17 protein-coding genes are annotated in these 18,042 nt (G+C 50.5%); 13 read left to right on the top strand and 4 right to left on the bottom strand.

What is annotated here, in order from left to right:
* The first annotated feature begins 4 nt into the window (after window positions 1–4).
* The 3 genes from AC1VOR_RS16225 (at window position 5) to AC1VOR_RS16215 (ending at window position 6,801) form a co-directional block, all read left to right on the top strand.
* A complete protein-coding gene (locus tag AC1VOR_RS16225; RefSeq protein WP_482619489.1) occupies window positions 5–2,269 on the top strand; it encodes a hypothetical protein in 2,265 nt (754 codons plus the stop codon).
* Window positions 2,270–2,317: 48 nt separating this feature from the next.
* The gene (locus AC1VOR_RS16220) at window positions 2,318–4,348 is read left to right on the top strand and encodes a glutaminase family protein (protein WP_482619244.1); all 2,031 of its coding nucleotides are present in this window, start codon (window positions 2,318–2,320) and stop codon (window positions 4,346–4,348) included.
* Between the two features lie 221 nt (window positions 4,349–4,569).
* Window positions 4,570–6,801 (top strand): heavy metal translocating P-type ATPase, encoded by a 2,232-nt coding sequence (locus tag AC1VOR_RS16215; RefSeq protein ID WP_482619242.1) that lies wholly within the window; start codon window positions 4,570–4,572, stop codon window positions 6,799–6,801.
* A 4-nt stretch (window positions 6,802–6,805) separates the two neighbouring features.
* Here the strand turns inward: AC1VOR_RS16215 and AC1VOR_RS16210 are convergent, their stop codons facing one another.
* From AC1VOR_RS16210 to AC1VOR_RS16195, 4 genes are all read right to left on the bottom strand, one after another.
* Window positions 6,806–7,183, bottom strand: coding sequence for an ArsR/SmtB family transcription factor (locus AC1VOR_RS16210; protein ID WP_482619240.1), 378 nt, complete (start codon window positions 7,181–7,183; stop codon window positions 6,806–6,808).
* A gap of 187 nt (window positions 7,184–7,370) precedes the next feature.
* Window positions 7,371–8,213, bottom strand: a complete 843-nt coding sequence (locus AC1VOR_RS16205; RefSeq protein ID WP_482619238.1) for a YitT family protein — start codon at window positions 8,211–8,213, stop codon at window positions 7,371–7,373.
* A gap of 70 nt (window positions 8,214–8,283) precedes the next feature.
* Window positions 8,284–8,775 carry a cation:proton antiporter regulatory subunit gene (locus tag AC1VOR_RS16200; protein WP_482619236.1) on the bottom strand — a complete coding sequence of 164 codons (492 nt, stop codon included), beginning with the start codon at window positions 8,773–8,775 and terminating at the stop codon, window positions 8,284–8,286.
* Window positions 8,776–8,827: 52 nt separating this feature from the next.
* Complete coding sequence (locus AC1VOR_RS16195) at window positions 8,828–9,196, bottom strand: hypothetical protein (protein ID WP_482619235.1); 369 nt, start codon at window positions 9,194–9,196, stop codon at window positions 8,828–8,830.
* Between the two features lie 281 nt (window positions 9,197–9,477).
* On the opposite strand from AC1VOR_RS16195, the gene AC1VOR_RS16190 reads away from it, so the two are divergent.
* The 10 genes from AC1VOR_RS16190 to zwf all read left to right on the top strand — a co-directional run bounded on the left by AC1VOR_RS16190 (window position 9,478) and on the right by zwf (window position 17,707).
* The gene (locus tag AC1VOR_RS16190) at window positions 9,478–9,774 is read left to right on the top strand and encodes a hypothetical protein (protein WP_059049402.1); all 297 of its coding nucleotides are present in this window, start codon (window positions 9,478–9,480) and stop codon (window positions 9,772–9,774) included.
* A gap of 60 nt (window positions 9,775–9,834) precedes the next feature.
* Window positions 9,835–10,509 carry a PspA/IM30 family protein gene (locus AC1VOR_RS16185; protein WP_482619234.1) on the top strand — a complete coding sequence of 225 codons (675 nt, stop codon included), beginning with the start codon at window positions 9,835–9,837 and terminating at the stop codon, window positions 10,507–10,509.
* Window positions 10,510–10,514: 5 nt separating this feature from the next.
* Window positions 10,515–11,003 carry a PspC domain-containing protein gene (locus tag AC1VOR_RS16180; RefSeq protein ID WP_482619232.1) on the top strand — a complete coding sequence of 163 codons (489 nt, stop codon included), beginning with the start codon at window positions 10,515–10,517 and terminating at the stop codon, window positions 11,001–11,003.
* Window positions 11,004–11,006: 3 nt separating this feature from the next.
* Entirely contained in the window at window positions 11,007–11,708 is a 702-nt protein-coding gene (locus AC1VOR_RS16175; protein WP_482619230.1) for a PspA/IM30 family protein, read from the top strand.
* 114 nt (window positions 11,709–11,822) lie between these two features.
* Window positions 11,823–12,473, top strand: coding sequence for a cell wall-active antibiotics response protein LiaF (liaF, locus tag AC1VOR_RS16170; RefSeq protein ID WP_482619228.1), 651 nt, complete (start codon window positions 11,823–11,825; stop codon window positions 12,471–12,473).
* A gap of 20 nt (window positions 12,474–12,493) precedes the next feature.
* On the top strand, window positions 12,494–13,576 hold the full coding sequence (locus tag AC1VOR_RS16165; protein WP_482619226.1) for a sensor histidine kinase: 1,083 nt from the start codon (window positions 12,494–12,496) through the stop codon (window positions 13,574–13,576).
* The gene (locus AC1VOR_RS16160; RefSeq protein ID WP_482619225.1) at window positions 13,551–14,204 is read left to right on the top strand and encodes a response regulator; all 654 of its coding nucleotides are present in this window, start codon (window positions 13,551–13,553) and stop codon (window positions 14,202–14,204) included. The genes AC1VOR_RS16165 and AC1VOR_RS16160 overlap by 26 nt, the downstream gene beginning before the upstream one ends.
* Before the next feature lie 144 nt (window positions 14,205–14,348).
* Window positions 14,349–15,161, top strand: a complete 813-nt coding sequence (locus AC1VOR_RS16155) for a hypothetical protein (protein WP_482619223.1) — start codon at window positions 14,349–14,351, stop codon at window positions 15,159–15,161.
* Window positions 15,162–15,188: 27 nt separating this feature from the next.
* Window positions 15,189–15,965, top strand: a complete 777-nt coding sequence (locus tag AC1VOR_RS16150; RefSeq protein ID WP_482619222.1) for a spermidine synthase — start codon at window positions 15,189–15,191, stop codon at window positions 15,963–15,965.
* Window positions 15,966–16,156: 191 nt separating this feature from the next.
* The gene (zwf, locus tag AC1VOR_RS16145; protein ID WP_482619220.1) at window positions 16,157–17,707 is read left to right on the top strand and encodes a glucose-6-phosphate dehydrogenase; all 1,551 of its coding nucleotides are present in this window, start codon (window positions 16,157–16,159) and stop codon (window positions 17,705–17,707) included.
* Window positions 17,708–18,042 lie beyond the last annotated feature (335 nt).

The following is an 18,042-nucleotide window of genomic DNA, read 5'->3' as shown; positions in this document are numbered from 1 at the left end:
CTTGATTCAGAACTCTCGGGTAGAGGAACGAACGGGCTTCCAGGAGGGAAGCCCCTACGGTCCCGCCTATGATTTGCAGACTGACTTCGTCATGGTGTACGGCAATGGGGAATCGATGCAGGAACGCATTGCTGCCTGGGCCGATCGTGGATACCGGGTGCATCTGATGACGGGGGTATCTTGGGGCGGTTATCAGGATTATCTGGAAGGGCGTGTAGATGGCCGTTCTCACTGGGATGAGGCCCAAACCTACAGCGATGGAGAGAAGATCATCCATGGCACTTCCGCTGACATTCCGTACATGGTGCCTACGTTAAGTTATGCCGACTTTCTAATAGAGCGGATTCGTCCGGCCGTCGATGCCGGTGTAGAAGCCATTCATTTGGAAGAGCCGGAATTTTGGGTAGAGGGTGGCTATTCAGAGGCCTTCAAGAGGGAATGGCAAATCTATTATAATGAGCCGTGGATTCCACCTCATATCTCCGAAGATGCGCAATACCGCGCGTCTAAGCTTAAAGCATATCTGTACGCCCGCTGTCTGGACCGTATATGCTCATCCTTGAAGGAATATTCGCTAGTCCGATATCATCGACCCTTGCGGTTCTATGTCCCTACGCATAGCTTAATCAACTATACGCAATGGCGCATCGTTAGCCCGGAATCAAGATTGCTGGATGTTCCTTCGGTCAACGGCTATATTGCGCAAATATGGACGGGTACATCGCGCACGCCCAATGTATATGAAGGGGTACGCGCAGAGCGAACCTTTGAGACGGCGTTTCTGGAATATGGCATCATGCAGGAATTAGTCAGGGGTACGGAGCGCCGGATGTGGTTCCTTCATGATCCGGTGGAGGATGACCCGAAGCATACTTGGAAGGACTACCGCGAGAATTATATCAAGACATTGATTGCTTCTCTGCTGCATCCTGAAGTGGCCAGATATGAGGTATCCCCATGGCCGCGTCGGATCTTCCAAGGGAACTATCCAGCCGAGTCTGGAGGCAAAGAAGGAATCCCTGCGGAATATGCGACAATCCTGTTGACAGTTATGCATACGCTTGGCAAGATGGAACAGAAGGATGTCCGTAATTTTGGAAATACGGTTAATATTGGTCTGCTGCTGGCAGATTCCGCGATGTTTCAACGCAAGACCATCGGTACGAAGACCGCCGGATTTATGATGAAATATGACGGCACGAACGAAGTAGAGCTTACGGATCAGAATGCAGTGGAATTGTTGAACTTCTCAGCGTTCTATGGATTAGCGCTACCTCTTGTGAAGCAGGGGCTTCCGGTAAGGCCAGTCCAGCTTGATAACGTAAGACGGTTTGCAGGTTATCTGGACGATTATCGCGTGCTGGTCTTAAGCTATGAATTCATGAAGCCGGAATATCCCGATCTCCATAACGCATTGGCCCAGTGGGTCCGTGATGGAGGGGCTCTGGTCTATGTTGGTGACGATAGCGACCCGTATCATGCCGTTCGGGAATGGTGGAATACAGGGAAGCGCCGCTATACTTCGCCCCGGGAGCATTTATTTGAATGCTTGGGGCTGAGCGTTACTGCTGCGACTGAAGGAATTACCCGGGTAGGCTCGGGAGCGGTCCAGTTCTTGCGTACCAGTCCGAAGCGGCTGGCGGAGAGCAAGGAGGCGGCAGAGTCGCTTCGGGTAGCTGTTCGGGAAGCGTTGGCGGCGGTGTCTGACGTTAGCCAGACAAAGTGGGAACCGCTGAATTATTTTCAGCTTCAGCGTGGCCCCTATGTGATTGCTTCGGTATTGACGGAATCATCCAGCGATCAGCCACTAACGCTGCAAGGAAGCTTTGTCGATTTGCTGGAAGCAGGCTTGCCTGTGAAGGAGCAAGTGATTGTCGCTCCGGGGCAGCAGGCGCTGCTTTACGATTTGAACTATCGAGGCCAGGCAGAAGAACGCATCGTTGCGGCCTCCTCCCGAATTGAAGATTTGAAGGAGGACGGGAACGTGATTGCCTTTACCGCTAGAGGTCCACGGCCCTTGAAAGCGCTAGCAAGAATTCGCTGTGAGACACGACCAACGTCAGTTTTGCTGCGACAGGAGGCTGGCAGCGACCTCGTAAATTCCACTGACAGTACAATCGTCAATGCAGTGGAAGGGCTGGAGAACTCCCGTGTTTCCGAATGTTCGGCGACCTTCGAATGGGATGATAAGACGCGCACCCTGCTGGTTTCTTACGAGCATGGCGAAGGCGGAGTACGCATTACCATCACCAAGCAAGCTGAATCATGATCTTATACTTATCAAGAATTGGATGACCCCTTAGGAGGCAGATAACTAATGAAAACAACGTTACGTCCACCAGCAGTGCCTTTGATAACCATTGATCCTTATTTCAGCGTTTGGTCGATGGCAGACCGTTTAACCGACGACTTCACAAGGCATTGGACGGGTAAGCGTCAGGCGTTAACCGGACTGATTCATATCGATGGCGTACCTTGGCGCTTCGCCGGGCTTGTGGAACCAAGTGCGGAGCAATATTATACAGAGCCGAATGCAATGGATCAGACGGGACTGGAGGTTACACCACTCTCCACTCGCTATCAGTTCGAGGCGGGTGGTATTGCCTTGGACGTTACCTTTACAAGTCCGCTACTTCCGGATGATTTGGAGTTACTGTCCAGACCAGCTTCCTATGTTTCCTTCCAGGTCCGCTCCTTGGATGGCCAGGCTCATCGTGTCAAACTGTATGTAGATGTGACGGGTGAATGGTGCGTGAACGTCAGCGACCAGGAAGTGGTATGGGGGCAGCAGGAGTGGGATGGGCGCACCGTCTTGCAAATGAGCCATGCAGAGCAGCATGTACTTAATGCTTCGGGGGATGATCACCGGATCGATTGGGGGACGTTCATGCTGGCCGCCAATCCTTCACCAAACGTTCAGACCTCCGTTCACCGTGCAGAAGTACGCAAGCATTTTGTACGAACCGGGGGAATTCAGCAGAACGAGCATGCGGCTCCTCTCAATCAGCCGCATAAGGCGCGGGACAACGGTCCGGTCATGGCCTGGGTCTGGGATTGTGGTGAAGTAGCTGGATCGGCACAATCTTCCGAGTGGTTCGTACTCGCTTATGATGATGTTTATGCGATTGAATATTTTGGCGAGAAGCTGGAGGCTTATTGGAAGAAGGACGGGAAGACGGCTCAGGCCATGCTGGCAGATGCTTTCAACCAATATAATGAACTGCTTGATCGCAGCGCCGTTTTTGACGAACAGTTACGTGCAGAAGCTATGCAGGCCGGGGGCGAGAAGTACGCCGATATTCTGGCTATGTCTTACCGTCAGGCTATTGCCTCTCACAAACTGGTTAATGATACCGAAGGACAGGTATTGTTCATGTCCAAGGAATGCTTCAGTAACGGTTGTATTGCTACTGTGGATGTCAGCTATCCTTCAATCCCGTTATTCTTGCTGGTACAGCCGGAGCTGATTCGCGGTATGATGCGTCCCATCTTTAAATATGCTTCCAGCGATGCTTGGCCTTTCGAGTTTGCTCCACATGATGTTGGGCAATATCCACTAGCCAATGGTCAAGTATATGGGGAAAATAAGCTGGAAGCGCAGATGCCAGTGGAGGAATGCGGCAATATGCTGGTGATGGCGGCAGCAGTGGCCAAAGCAGACGGTAATCTTCAGCTTGTGAAGGAGAACGATGCTCTGCTATCCCGTTGGGCCGACTATTTGATAGAGCACGGACTTGACCCCGCTAACCAGCTTTGTACCGATGATTTCGCGGGACATTTGGCCCGGAACGTCAACCTCTCAGCCAAGGCTGTAATGGGAGTAGCCAGCTACTCCCTGCTGTGTGAGCTCTTAGGAGATTCGTCCAAGGCTGCTCACTACCGTAAAGCTGCGGAGGAAATGGCAAATAGCTGGACGGAGATGGCTGTGGAGCAAGACGGCGAGGCAAGCCACACCCGTTTGGCCTTTGGTCAGGACGGGACATGGAGCCTGAAATATAATCTGCTGTGGGATCAAATCTTTGGCACACACTTATTTGATGAAGCATTGCTTCGTCGTGAAGTGGCTTGGTATTTGGAGAAGCAGGAGCGTTATGGGACTCCGCTGGATAATCGCGAGACTTACACCAAGTCAGATTGGTTGGTGTGGGCTGCTTCCTTGGCGGAGAAACGCGAGGACTTCCTGCGTCTGGTTGAACCGCTGTGGGATTTCATGAATGAAACGAGTGACCGTGTTCCGTTCTCCGACTGGTACGATACGCGTTCGGGAAGACAGATTGGCTTCCAGCATCGCAGTGTAGTGGGTGGGCTGTTCGTCAAGCTATTGAAGGATCGTGGACTAGGTCAATAAGAGATGAATCAATAAATAGAATCAGCTAATATAGTAACACCTGATATCATGATGAATAGGTTGCTCGTATGACGGCTTAAGGGCATAACCCGGCCGGAATACGGGCAACCTTTATTATTGGCAATTTTTAATTTCTTAAGGATTGACACGGGAAAGCTCATAGGAATATACTATATATGAACAAGTGATCATATATAGTCCCCAAAGGGAGTGAGCAAGTGATGGAAGCAACAACAAGCACTACTAAACGTAAATTTATATTAGAAGGTTTGGATTGCGCGAACTGCGCATTAAAGATTGAGAACGGCGTAGGCAAGATTGAAGGCGTATCGTCCTGCTCCGTTAATTTTGTCAATAAAACGTTGACGATGGAGATGGCCAGCGATGCGTCGGCAGACATTGTGAAACAAGCCAAGCAGCAGATTCGCAAATTAGAGCCGGATGTAACGGTGTTGGAGCATGCAGCCAGTGGTAGTTCAGCAAGTGCAGCATCTCACGATCATCATGACCATAACCATGGCGATGCCCATGCTCACAGTCAGGGTGATGAAGCCGGGGATGATGGTCATGGTCATTCGCATGACCATGGCGCACAGGGCGTACGCAAGATGATTGGCCGTCTCGTTGCCGCTCTTGTCATCGGTGCAACAGCGATGCTTCTGCCCTTGGAGGCGGAGCTTCAGTTGATGCTCTATGTTGCTGCTTATCTCGTGATTGGTGGCGACATCGTCTACAAGGCGATGAAGAATATTGTACGTGGGCAGGTATTTGATGAATACTTTCTGATGTCTATAGCCACAATTGGGGCCTTCATTATTGGAGAATACCCCGAGGGTGTCGCCGTCATGCTTTTCTATCAAGTGGGCGAGTTGTTCCAGAGTATTGCCGTCAACCGGTCACGGAAATCAATCAGCGCATTGATGGATATCCGTCCTGACTTTGCCAATTTGAAGTCGGGTTCTGAATACAAACGCGTTCGTCCGGAGGATGTTCAGATCGGAGATTTGATTCTGGTACGCCCTGGCGAGAGAGTGCCGCTGGACGGGAAGGTTATCGAAGGTAGCTCGGCTATGGATACTTCGGCACTAACCGGCGAATCGGTGACGCGCGAGGTAGCGGTTGGTGATCAGGTTCTGAGTGGATTCATTAATAAGAATGGCGTGTTGACGCTGGAGGTTGCAAAGGTATTTGGTGAATCCACCGTGGCCAAAATTCTGGACCTGGTGGAGAACGCGAGCAGCAAGAAGGCACCAACAGAGAATTTTATTACGAAGTTCGCCCGCTACTATACACCGTTTGTTGTTATTATAGCTGTGCTGCTGGCGGTCATTCCACCTCTGCTTATCAGCGGTGCAACCTTCTCGGACTGGGTATACCGGGCTTTGGTCTTCCTGGTTATTTCCTGCCCATGTGCGTTGGTAGTATCCATTCCGCTTGGCTTCTTCGGGGGCATCGGGGCTTCTTCCAAGAATGGCGTATTGATTAAGGGAAGCAACTATCTCGAAGCGTTGAATGACGTGAAATATGTCGTGTTCGACAAGACAGGAACTTTAACCAAAGGGGAATTCAAAGTTGTTGGCATTCATCCAGCGGCTAATACCTGGACGGAGCAGGAGTTGCTGCGTCAGGCGGCGTTTGCTGAGATGCATTCCAGCCATCCGATTGCTCAATCGATTCGCGAAGCCTACGGACAGGAACTGGACGAAGCTCAAATTGCCGGGTACAACGAAATATCCGGGCATGGGATTCAAGTTACCTTCGAAGGTAGAGAGGTACTGGCGGGAAATGCCAAGCTGATGAAGCTGGAGGGCATTGAGTATGTAGCGCCTTCTGAGCATGGAAGTATCGTTCACCTTGCTATAGATAAGCAGTATGCCGGTTATCTGGTCATCGCTGACGAAGTGAAGGATGACTCGGCACGAGCGATTCGTTCATTGAAGAACCTTGGGGTCAAGAAGGTTGTCATGTTAACCGGAGATATTAAAGCCGTGGCGGATTCAATTGGAGAGCAACTTGGTGTCGATGAGGTTCGTTCGGAACTGTTACCTCAGCATAAGGTTGAAGAGCTGGAGAAGCTGGATCGGGAGAAGGGTAGCAAAGAGAAGATCATATTTGTGGGTGACGGCATTAATGATACTCCAGTGCTGGCGAGAGCCGATGTAGGTGTAGCGATGGGGGGCCTTGGCTCAGATGCCGCTATTGAAGCAGCAGATATCGTCATTATGACGGATGAGCCATCCAAATTGTCTTCGGCCATCCATATTGCCAAGCGAACACGGCGAATTGTATGGCAAAATATCATCTTTGCCCTGCTCGTCAAAGCGGTCTTCTTGTTACTCGGAGCATTTGGCATTGCGACGATGTGGGAAGCGGTATTCTCTGATGTAGGTGTGACACTGCTGGCTGTACTCAACGCGATGCGTGTACTGCGAACCAATACAGATCTGACATAATATTTTATCCGTGCTTGGTATGCTGGAGCGTTTGCAAGAAGATTTGCTCAATGTGTGTGTCGTCCAGGGAGTAATACACAGTCTTTCCAACCTTGCGCCGCTTGACGATTCTCAGGTTGCGCAAGTACCGTAACTGGTGGGAGACCGCCGACTGACCCATCTCCAGCAGCACAGTCAGATCATGCACACAAAGCTCTCTTTGCAGCAAAGCTCCGATGATCTTGACGCGGGTAGGGTCACTGAAGGCCTTAAACCAATCAGCAAACTGAATGGCGGACTGATCATCAATCATCTCCATCTTGATGGCTTCCAAATCCGTAGCTGTGGATGTACCGGAGCAAGCCGTATCGCACTCTTCTACAGTAGGGGTGAGTCGTGTCATGAATCGTCCTCCTCCAACTTAACCGAAATGATTACTATTAACAATCACTGTCCTCACAGTACCATATACAGCAGGGATGAGCAAGATAGAACTCAAGAAGCGTGGTGAACAATGCTGAGCCCAAATGGCTCGGCAATTTGTTCACCACGCTTTTCATGTGATCCCAGTTCCCGGTCAATCACCGGATTTATGAAAATGTAATTTCACTCTCATGGTCGCAAAGCCGGACGATGGATTTCAATCGAGCGCGTTCCAGAAAGTGGCAATCACATTCCAGAACGCCGTATGCATCGGCACGTTCTTCCGGCTTTTGCTTGTAAGTGACTTTCATATTCAGGCTTCGCTGCAATTGCTCCTGTATGGTAGAGCAGTGTCTACTCTTAATGCGGGCGACTTGCCCAAACCGGGTACGCCGCATCGGAAATTTGACCGCTTCGAAGGCAAGGATATAGGCGATGACTGAGTAAGCCGCTTGTGTGAAGCCGAAGTGAAAGCCCGCGGCAATCAAGATGCCGCAATTCAGAATCAAGAGCAGCTTCTCTGGCGACAATCGTTTGTAATGCAGAGTTTCTACAGCTTTGCCGGCGATATCCAGCGCGCCTCCAAATCTAAGCGAGAGTCCCAGGCCCAAGCCAAGTGAGGCTCCGCCCAGCATTGCGGCCGGTAGCGGGTCACTGGTCAGTGCTGGATAGGGATGCAGCACGACCGTACCTAAGGAAAATACCAGTATCCCAAGAATCGTAAAGATCCCGAAGGATAGATGGATATTCTTGCGTCCGAGCAACAGAATTGGCAAGTTCAGCAGGAACAGGAACAACCCTAGTCGCATTTCCGTCTTCAAGGCAAGCAGCGCGGATAAGCCTGTCATGCCCCCTACGATAATGCCATGAGGCATTAAGAATAGCTCCACTCCCACCGAGGCTAGCAAGGCTCCGACAATCACGCCCAAACCGCGAGTAAGCATGGGAAGAAATAATACAGAACTTCGTGTCCAGTGTACCCGGGTATGGCTTCGATAAGGGTGCTTCAAAAAGGCCCCTCCTTTTCGAACTACCTTTTTAGGGAACGGCCGGAACGGTTAAAGGCAGGGATAATTCCGGTCAGTCCCCATTTAATAATATTTGTCTGACCTGCAGTTGATGTAGGCGTTCGCCTAATACGACAACTGTAGCGTCAGCCGTCAACATCAAGTCTGGTCCAGGATTAATATGCTTGGTATGACTTCTCTCAATCACGGCGATGATGGTGGCTCTGGAACGCTGACGAATCTGCAATTCACCAATGGTTTTGCCAATGGCTTTAAATTTCGGTTCAAGTTTGTACCATTCGATAATCAAGTCGCCCAAAGCCACTTCAATGTTCTCCAGGGCGGTTGGTTTATAGGTAGCACCGCCGATAATCGCCGATACGTACTTCGCTTCGTCTTCGTTCAAAGTCACCATAGACAGATTTTCGTCAGGGTTGTCTTGCTCGGAATGATACAGCTCACGCCGACCATCATTATGGATAATAATGGTCAGGTTCTCACCGCTCCGGGTGCCCACTACGAATTTTTTACCGATTCCCGGCAAATCTGTTTCTTTGAGATTCATCGTCTTCAGTCCTCCAGTATATTGGTTCCTTATGTTTCTCGTTCATTTCAGGTTAAGCATTCATTGAAGCTACGAACATACTCATAAATTTAATCGGTAAGAGCAATAGCCGTTTTAAGATCAGGCAAAATAAAGGCCAAAAGCGTACCCAGGACGCAACAAGTACAAGGGAGACAAGTGCGGGCGCCGCATCGTAAGGATACAGCATTTTCTCAGGCGATAGCTTGCCTTTACCCTGAGGTGTGGCAGAATTCAATCGTAGCGGAACTTGGTGAGGGGCAGGTTCACCTGCTTCGTAAGCTTCTCTCTCCGTCGTTTCGGCCGATACAGAAATCGGAGAGAGGGCGGGCAGGAACAAGACCATGAACAACGTCAATGCCACCATTGTCGCCAGCTTGCCGGATCGATAAGCAACTCTCATCGTTATCCCCCTCAAAGTGTAGCTACCTGCCTTAAGAATAGCACACCCCCTGGTTTTTCACAAAGGAATGAACATGAAATGCTTCATATATATATGCGGGATTAATGCGGGAATGTAAGAGGTTGTTCAAAAAGTCGCCAAGAACCGGGCAAACCTTAGGACTGAGGGGTACCTCGACTTAGGTCTAGGTTGAAAAACCGTCCCCGGTCCGTTTTGGAAACTCCGTAACTTACCTAAAATAAAGACATAAGGTTGATTCAATGAGAGGCGGTGATAAATCAATGAGAACCAATCGACCCAATGTATTCGCTTTTGTACTTATTGCCCTGGGTGCTTTGATATTACTGGGCAAACTGACCCCCTTCCTGGGGAGCTTGTTCGGACTGTTGATCGCGGTTGTAATGATCGGTCTCGGCTATTACGGGATTCGCCGGGGCAACGCCTTCTTCGGCTGGCTTGTCTTGATCCTGGGGGCGATCATGCTGATGTCCAAGCTGGCTTGGCTGATTGTTCCGCTGCTGGGTATCGGATTAATTGTATATGGTATTTCCACCTTGCGAGGGAGACGGAGCTACTAAACGTTGTGTAGATAATGTTAAACTTGAATGAGGACCGAAAGGTTAGAAGGGAAGGTTGTCATGAGTGTATTTCGTCGGGTACGAGACATAACAGTAGCAACATTAAATGAGAAGTTGGAACAGTCCCAGGATCCGGTTCGCTTGATTGATCAGTTCCTGATCGAGACGCGGCAGGAAATCTCGGAGGCCGAGAAGCTTCATCATCAATATGCCGGGCATGCCAAGCAAATGAAGCAGCAGGTAGATCATGCCAGAGCGATGTGCGATAAGCGAGAAGAGCAAGCTCTGCTGGCCCTTAAGGCAGAAGAGGAACATTTGGCTAAGCTGGCCTTGCAAGAGAAGATGCTATACGAGGAGAAGATCGAGCAATATTCCGAACTTTACACTCAAAGCCTAGAATCTTTGCAGGAACTGGAAGGTCAGTTAAATGAGCTTAAGACTGAATATCAGACTGTATATAGCAAACGTCAGTATTATTACGCGAGAATGGAGACGCTTCGTCTGCAGCAACGTATGAACCAACGGATGAACGGTGCCGGTATGCAAGATGTGCCGAAAATGTTCAATCGTCTGGAGGATCGGGTCTCCGATATGGAATGGGAAGCACGGAGCTTGCGCGAATTGCGCAGATCGGGTCAGGATTTTATGAACCAGGCCGGTTCCGCCATTCAGTCCTCGCTGGAGCAAGAGCTTTCCCGCTTGAAGCAAAAGCTGGATAGCAAAAAAGGAGAGTGAGCCGGATGGGAAAGAGACTGTATCGCTCTAGAAGGGACCGCTGGATTAGCGGACTGATGGGCGGACTGGGCGAATACTTCGGCTTTAACTCGGGCATTTTGCGACTGCTCTTGGTCTTTAGCTTTTTCTTCACCGGTGGGACGACGCTATTCATTTACTTTATCGCCGCACTGGTCGTATCGAAGGAGCCGTATTACCCTCAAGATCCTTATTCAGGAGGATGGGCGGGAGGCGGTTACCAGAACTATGGACCGCAGAACAGAAATTATAATGATGCCCGGTTTAGCGGACAGTCGCCATATGGAAATAACGCAGGAAATTCTTTTGGGACGCAGCCTCCGCAATATAGCTCCGGTGGCCCGAAAACAGGCTTCGGTACCGGTGAAGCGTCCAATCTGGATTCCATGATGCAAGATATCGAGAAGAAAGCCATGAAGAAAGAACTGGAAGAGCTGCGTAAGAAGCTTTCCAACTACGAGAAGGGAGAAGTGTAAACTATGGGAGTATTTCAAAGAATAAAGGATATTACAAAGGCGTCGGTGAATGATCTGTTGGATAAGGTAGAAGATCCGATTGTGATGTTGAATCAATATTTGCGTGATATGGAGGCTGAAATCCGTGATGCCGAGGTTACGGTAGCCAAGCAAATGGCGAATGAACGCCGGATGAAGCAACGGTTGGATGAAGCTGCACGTATCTCCGGACAGCGGGAAGCACAAGCAGAAGTTGCCCTCCGCAACGGTCAAGAAGAAGTAGCTCGCAAAATGCTGGAGGAAAAAATCCATTACGATCAAAAGCAAACTGAGTTCGCCGAGCTTCATGCCGGTGCAGAAGCACAAGCTGCTGAACTCAAGCAGCAATTGCATGAAATGAAGGATGAGTTCTACAAGCTGCGCAACAAGCGTAATGAGCTGGTGAGCCGTGCACAGATGGCTAAGGCCAGAAAGCAAATGTCTCAAATCAGCAGCTTGCATACGATCGAGAGTGGCAACGCTTCGCTGGGATTCCACCGTATGGAAGAGAAGATCATGCAATTGGAAGCGGAGGCCGAGGTATCGGGCATCGTTTACCGTGACAATACCTCTTCGACATACATTAGTCCTGCGGAGGCCGAGAAGCAATTGAAGGTAGATGCGCAGCTTGAGGCGTTGAAATCTAAATTGGCTCCTTCCACCCCGCAGAAGGAAGACAAGGAATAACTACACGTCCACAGGGCAATGTGGTATTCTAAATACTGGCGAAGCCATACGGCAGGGTGTCAGTCCCCTGCCGGTATGGCTTTTCCGACTTTTGAGCCTGGAAGGAGGTGCGGCATGGATAAACGGAAAAAGTTCCTGGCCATCGGGTTGATCGGACTTGGCGTACTGTTGATTTTCGGGAATTGGTTGAGCTTCTTTACCATCGTCGCCCTCGCATTTATCGCTTATGGCATTTACAAAATACGGTTAGGTGAATCGGTCAAGCGGGGGTACATTTTCCTCGCCATCGGCAGCGGTATGATTCTGTTGGATCATTTCATGCTCGTCGTGGCCATTCTGATGATTTCATTGGGATTTTATTATGCTAAAATACGCAAAACCCAGCCGCAAGGCAACCATTTGCAGAAGCAAAACATCACGGCCAGCATCCATTGGGACCGTGACCCATGGACACTAAGAAATACAAGCATGTGGCATATTCTTGGCGAGCTGGATATCGATCTGTCTCTGGCGATCGTGGAGGGCCAGCAGAATGTGTTGATGTTCCAAGGAATTATCGGTGATGTTGATCTGGTTATTCCCGAGGATTATGGGGTGGAAATTGAGGCCTTTGTCTTGTTCGGGCAGATTGATTTCAGTCAGAAGAAGGATACGGGCATGATGAACCGGCTTAATTGGAAGTCGCCCAACTACGAGCTGCGTGACCAAAAAGTGAAAATTATTGTTTCCTATCTTGTAGGCGATGTTGATATACGTTTAACTTAAGGACAGGAGGAGCGTCCCGCATGAAGTTAAAAAAACCAAGCAATATGGTATCCCGCAGCATGCGAGGAGGTATTCTCCTGTCAGTTGTGATCATGGCAGCCACCTTCTACGTGCTGTATACATATGGTTACTTTCGTCCTCAGCCTTCGTGGAGAACGGCGGTCGGGGCTGGAATAACGCTCTTGTCCTTGCTGCTCATTATCGGTACAGCATATGGGTTGATTCAGGGCTACCGGCCCAAACGTCAGATTGACGGGTTGCGGGATGCGCTCTTGCAATGGGAGAAAGGCAATCAGACGGGGGCTGTGCCGAAGCTGGGTGAAGATGAACTCGGGCGGCTAGCCGAACAACTGGAGCGGATTGGCAAGCGGTGGGAGGAACAGGTATCCTCCTTGCAGCGGCTCTCTACACACAATGCCCAGTTGGCAGAGCAAGCCCGCGTCTCGGCGATTGTGGAAGAACGGCAGCGACTGGCCCGCGAGTTGCATGATGCGGTATCACAGCAGCTATTTGCCATCTCGATGACGGCAACGGCGGTTGGCCGTACGCTGGATAAGGATTTTGACAAGGCACAGCGCCAAGTAGAATTAATAGAAGAGATGGCTTCCGTGGCCCAATCCGAAATGCGCGCTCTATTGTTGCATTTGCGGCCGGTCTACCTGGAAGGCAAGGAGTTGTCCCAAGGGCTGCACGACTTGGTGCGTGAACTCAAGACCAAGGTGCCGATGGATCTGGCATTGGACATTGATGAGGATCTGAGCCTGGGCAAGGGCATCGAGAACCACTTGTTCCGCATTATTCAGGAGGCGATGTCCAATACGCTTCGGCATGCCAAGGCGGATAAGATGGAGATTCGCATTCACCGCCGGGGCGATGTGGTCAAGGTGACGCTGCGAGACAACGGAATCGGGTTCGAGCTTGACGATAAGAAGCAGGCCTCGTATGGCCTGTCCACAATGCAGGAGAGAATAAATGAGATCGGCGGCTCCATTCAACTGATTACGGCCCCTGGGAAAGGGACCCGAATCGATATTACGGTACCATTAATTAATGAGGAGATCGGAGGGGAGATCAGTTATGGAGATGGAAGAGAAGGATATTAAGGTACTGCTTGTGGATGATCATGAAATGGTGAGAATCGGCTTGGCTGCCGTACTTGGTACGGAGGATGGCATCGAGGTGGTTGGAGAAGCGAGCAGCGGGGAAGAAGGGATTCGGTTAGCGCAGGAATACCGGCCAGATGTTGTCTTGATGGACCTGGTCATGGACGGGATGGACGGCATTGAAGCTACCCGTGAATTGCTGCAACTACGTCCTGAGTGCAAGGTTATTGTATTGACCAGCTATCTGGATGATGAGAAGATGTATCCCGTCATTGAAGCCGGTGCCTTCAGCTACTTGCTCAAGACATCTCGTGCGTCCGAAATTGCCGAGGCCATTCGCGCGGCGAGCCGGGGACAATCTGTGCTTGAATCGCAGGTCGCCTCCAAGATGATGAACCGGTTCCGTCAGCCCAAGAAAGAAGCGCCTGCACATGAGGAATTGACGGAGCGCGAAATGGATGTGTTGCGGCTATTGGCCCAAGGAAAGTCCAATCAGGATATTGCGGACGATTTGATTATCGGCATCAAGACGGTTAAATTCCATGTGACGAATATTTTGGCGAAGCTGGGCGTGGAAGATCGCACCCAGGCGGCCATTTATGCTTATAAGAATGGTTTGGCGGAGTAATTTACGTCAAGCCTTTTTTTGTCAGGAGAAATTAGTCTGTAATACTTTTCCCAGTAGTTTGGAAAATGCAGGAGTTAGCCAGGGTGGGTGGCGAATCATCTCTTCAAAGAGATTTTATCACCGACACTGGAGGTGCGGATATAAATGCCTAATCGCAAGCTGTGGAAAGGTATTCTATGGTTCGTCATAGGCCTGCTGCTATTGGTGGGCTTACAGCGAATCGCTCAGAATGGCAAGGATGTGTCAACCGTTGATCAGGTTGAGGAAGCCCGGAAACAACTAACGCTACTGCATGGGATGGGGAGTAGTATATCCGAGCAGCCTTACCAGATGACGGTCAAATGGCAAGGGAACTGGTCGACACTGCTGTCTCCCGAGGAAGCGGCGGGCGCACTCTCAAGTCGGCTGGGCTTGCCTGATCCCAAGCAAGTGCTAGAGATGGCACATGAAGCATATCAAGCAACCGGTTCTCTTGAGGGAGTCCCAGCTCATTTAACTGTGACAGTCCGGGCCAGCGGAGGATACTATGTTCTTCTAAGACTGGAGAGTGTGGGAGGCAGTGCTGAAGGGTTAAACCGCTTGGAGACTGTGCAAAGCCTGAGCGGAGAGTCTTTGGCCGACGAAGGGGTGGAAGTTCAATGGAATGCTGCGGTCCAGGGCATAACCTGGCCTGGGGCAAATGGCTCGGAGGAGAGTAGCGACCAAAGCCCTGAGCAAACGCTGGTTCAGTTGGAGAAGAGGATTAAGGAGCAGAAGACTCTTAGTTTGAAGCTGAAGCCTGTTGAGGAATTCGCCGAGGAACTGACGGTGAGTCGGACCTATTCCGTAAAGGGGTGGCCCATTACAGCAATGAGCGGCGAACAGCCTGTGGCGCTGCAAATGGCGGTGCACCTGAATAGCGGGACGGGTCTGAACGAAATATCCTTAGGTTCACCGCTGCTCACAGTGGAATATTAATAGCGTGGCGTACTAGGGGGAATAGCTGTGAAAAAAATATTACTCCGTGCTCAGAGTCCGTATGCGGAAATAACGGTTTATGATACCCATGAGCTTTATGGAGAGCAGGGGCGGTTCCGCGTGCTACAATTCGCTAGTGAGGCGGTACAAGGCGCCATGGACTTAAACTGTCCGGAACGGATCATACTAGAATATCCACGTGCAATGCTGCACCTGTTGAAGCAACATGTGAAGGAAGCTGGTCAAGTTTTTATGATTGGTCAAGGGATTGGGACTTTATCCCGGCATTTAGGAGCTAATGTGGATGTCAAGGTCGCCGAAATTGACGAGAGGGTTGTAAGGATTGGGGCGGCTTATTTTGACTATAACGGTCCAGAGGTTACGATCGGCGATGGCAGACTTCTGCTAGAGCGGGAGGCAGCGGGGAGCTATGATGTCCTCATGGTAGATGCTTTTACCGAGAAGGGAACGCCCCGACATTTGATTTCCAAGGAATTTTTCCAGTTGGCAGTAGACAAGCTGCGACCGGAAGGGCTGCTTCTGATGAATGCCTTTGGCCGGAGCAGTGGTGACAGGCTGATTGAGGCGATCGTCTCCACATTGAAGACCGAGATGAATGACGTGCAGGTCTTCTCCTTGCCGGCTGAGCATTCGACGGATATAAGCAACCTGATTATTGCAGCCAGCCAACATCCTATTCACTATGATTTGCGCGAAATGGCGGGATTTGTTGAGGCCCAAACGGCGGAAGGTTATGTAATCTGGGATGAGGTCAATTCATCATGGATGTTCACCAAGTCCTGAATCAGCAGAACGCAGCTCATATTGTGACAGTATACCTCAAAAAAAGGGACCTTTAGCTGTAATGAATTTAATAGCATCCCTGAAGCGAATATGCTAAAATGGCATCACGTCCCGTGATGCCATGTAAATACATGTCCTTGATCGGGAATTGAATAAAAATACACTATATTACATAGAAAGAATGAGGAGCCATGGCTGAAAATATAACTCAGGAAGCTGTTCAAACCCCAGGGGCGGTGTTTTTCATATTCGGAGCAACCGGCGACTTGGCGCGCCGCAAGCTGTTCCCTGCTATTTATTCATTATATCGGGAAGGCAAGCTGGCCGAGGATTTTGCCGTAATCGGTGTAGCACGTCGGCCGCGCTCGGAGGAAGAATTCCGCGAGGATTTGTATCGCTCGATCAACGAATTCTGCCGTTACAAGATTGAAGATACGGACGAATGGGACCGTTTTGCCGAGCACTTCTCTTATAAATCGCTGGACATCAACAATATTGACGGGTATCGCGAATTGCGGGAATTGACGGAATCTGTGGAGACGCGCTTCTCCATCCCGGGTAACCGTCTGTTCTATCTGGCACTCGCTCCCGAACTGTTCGGAAGTGTATCGTTTAATCTCCAGAAGGGCGGCATGTTAAGCAGTGCAGGCTGGCATCGGCTGGTCATCGAGAAGCCATTTGGCTATGATCTGCAATCGGCTCATAAGCTGAACGAAGAGCTTAGTCAGGTCTTCAAGGAAGAAGAAATCTACCGAATTGATCATTATCTTGGTAAGGAAATGGTGCAAAATATCGAAGTCATTCGCTTCGCTAACGCCTTCTTCGAACCGTTGTGGAACAATAAGCATATTGCCAATATTCAAATAACGCTGAGCGAGACGGTGGGCGTAGAGGAGCGCGGCGGTTATTACGATCACGCGGGAGCCTTGAGGGACATGGGGCAGAACCATATGCTGCAAATGCTCACGATGATTGCGATGGAGCCGCCTAGCCGGTTAGTTGCGGAGGATATCCGCGATGAGAAGGTGAAGGTACTTCGTTCGCTGCGTCCATACGCATCCGAAGAAGAGGTACAAGCCCATGTTGTGCGCGGCCAGTACGCCGCAGGGGAGAGCAATGGCAAGAAGTTGCCAGGGTATCGCGAGGAAGATAAGGTTGACCCGGGGTCCAATACGGAAACGTATTTTGCGGCGAAGGTGTTCGTAGATAATTTCCGCTGGGCCGGGGTGCCGTTCTATATCCGCACGGGCAAGAGACTGCCGGTCAAAACAACCGAAGTGGTTGTAGAGTTCAAGCAGATGCCAACCAACGTATATTTGGGACAAAAGCATACGCTGGAGCCAAACTTGCTGGTCATCCGTGTTAATCCGATGGAGGGCATATACATCAAGATCAATGCCAAGAAGCCGGGTTCGGAATCGAAGATTGAACCACTCGCCATGGAATTCTGCCAAAGTTGCCTCATCGGCATCAACTCGCCGGAAGCTTATGAACGTTTGATTCACGATGCGGCGCAGGGCGATTCAACATACTTTACCCGTTGGGATGAAGTTGCGACGGCGTGGGCGTTTGTGGACCGAATCGCGTCGGCGTGGGCGCAGAAGCCGTCCGATATTCTGACCTATCCGGCAGGCTCCTGGGGGCCAACGGCCGCTGACGATCTGCTGGCGCAGGATGGCTTCCACTGGTGGCCGGTCAACGGTCAGGAGGAAGACAACGTGATCTGGATTCGCCAAGGGTGACGGTAAGTAGCAGCAGTACATCAATGGCAGCATGGTTGTGAACACCAGGCGGAGAAACAAGGCGGAGGACACCAAGGCCGAGGATGTAGGGCCCGAACACCATGGCCGGGAAGAACACTAGGCGGAGGACCAAGGCTTCGAACATACCAAGGCCCCGGACGCCAAGGTGAGGACCAGGGCCCCGTTGTGTGAATGATCAGGTGCACACTTATGAACACTAGTGGGAAATCCTCCCGCTAATTTGCAAAAATTTGTTGTTTTTTCATATTTAGCAGGAAAACCTCCCTATAAATCAGTGTTTTTGGTCCATTTCTGGTGATTTGGGCAAAAATATA

The sequence above is a fragment of the Paenibacillus sp. 1SOY10 genome (assembly GCF_056836745.1).
This window is presented reverse-complemented; position numbering and strand designations above follow the sequence as displayed.

Coding starts and splice junctions, on each gene's coding strand:
- AC1VOR_RS16220 (WP_482619244.1), top strand. CDS start 2,318: ATGAAAACAACGTTACGTCCACCAGCAGTGCCTTTGATAACCATTGAT.
- AC1VOR_RS16215 (WP_482619242.1), top strand. CDS start 4,570: ATGGAAGCAACAACAAGCACTACTAAACGTAAATTTATATTAGAAGGT.
- AC1VOR_RS16210 (WP_482619240.1), bottom strand. CDS start 7,183: ATGACACGACTCACCCCTACTGTAGAAGAGTGCGATACGGCTTGCTCC.
- AC1VOR_RS16200 (WP_482619236.1), bottom strand. CDS start 8,775: ATGAATCTCAAAGAAACAGATTTGCCGGGAATCGGTAAAAAATTCGTA.
- AC1VOR_RS16195 (WP_482619235.1), bottom strand. CDS start 9,196: ATGAGAGTTGCTTATCGATCCGGCAAGCTGGCGACAATGGTGGCATTG.
- AC1VOR_RS16190 (WP_059049402.1), top strand. CDS start 9,478: ATGAGAACCAATCGACCCAATGTATTCGCTTTTGTACTTATTGCCCTG.
- AC1VOR_RS16185 (WP_482619234.1), top strand. CDS start 9,835: ATGAGTGTATTTCGTCGGGTACGAGACATAACAGTAGCAACATTAAAT.
- AC1VOR_RS16180 (WP_482619232.1), top strand. CDS start 10,515: ATGGGAAAGAGACTGTATCGCTCTAGAAGGGACCGCTGGATTAGCGGA.
- AC1VOR_RS16175 (WP_482619230.1), top strand. CDS start 11,007: ATGGGAGTATTTCAAAGAATAAAGGATATTACAAAGGCGTCGGTGAAT.
- liaF (WP_482619228.1), top strand. CDS start 11,823: ATGGATAAACGGAAAAAGTTCCTGGCCATCGGGTTGATCGGACTTGGC.
- AC1VOR_RS16165 (WP_482619226.1), top strand. CDS start 12,494: ATGAAGTTAAAAAAACCAAGCAATATGGTATCCCGCAGCATGCGAGGA.
- AC1VOR_RS16160 (WP_482619225.1), top strand. CDS start 13,551: ATGGAGATGGAAGAGAAGGATATTAAGGTACTGCTTGTGGATGATCAT.
- AC1VOR_RS16155 (WP_482619223.1), top strand. CDS start 14,349: ATGCCTAATCGCAAGCTGTGGAAAGGTATTCTATGGTTCGTCATAGGC.
- zwf (WP_482619220.1), top strand. CDS start 16,157: ATGGCTGAAAATATAACTCAGGAAGCTGTTCAAACCCCAGGGGCGGTG.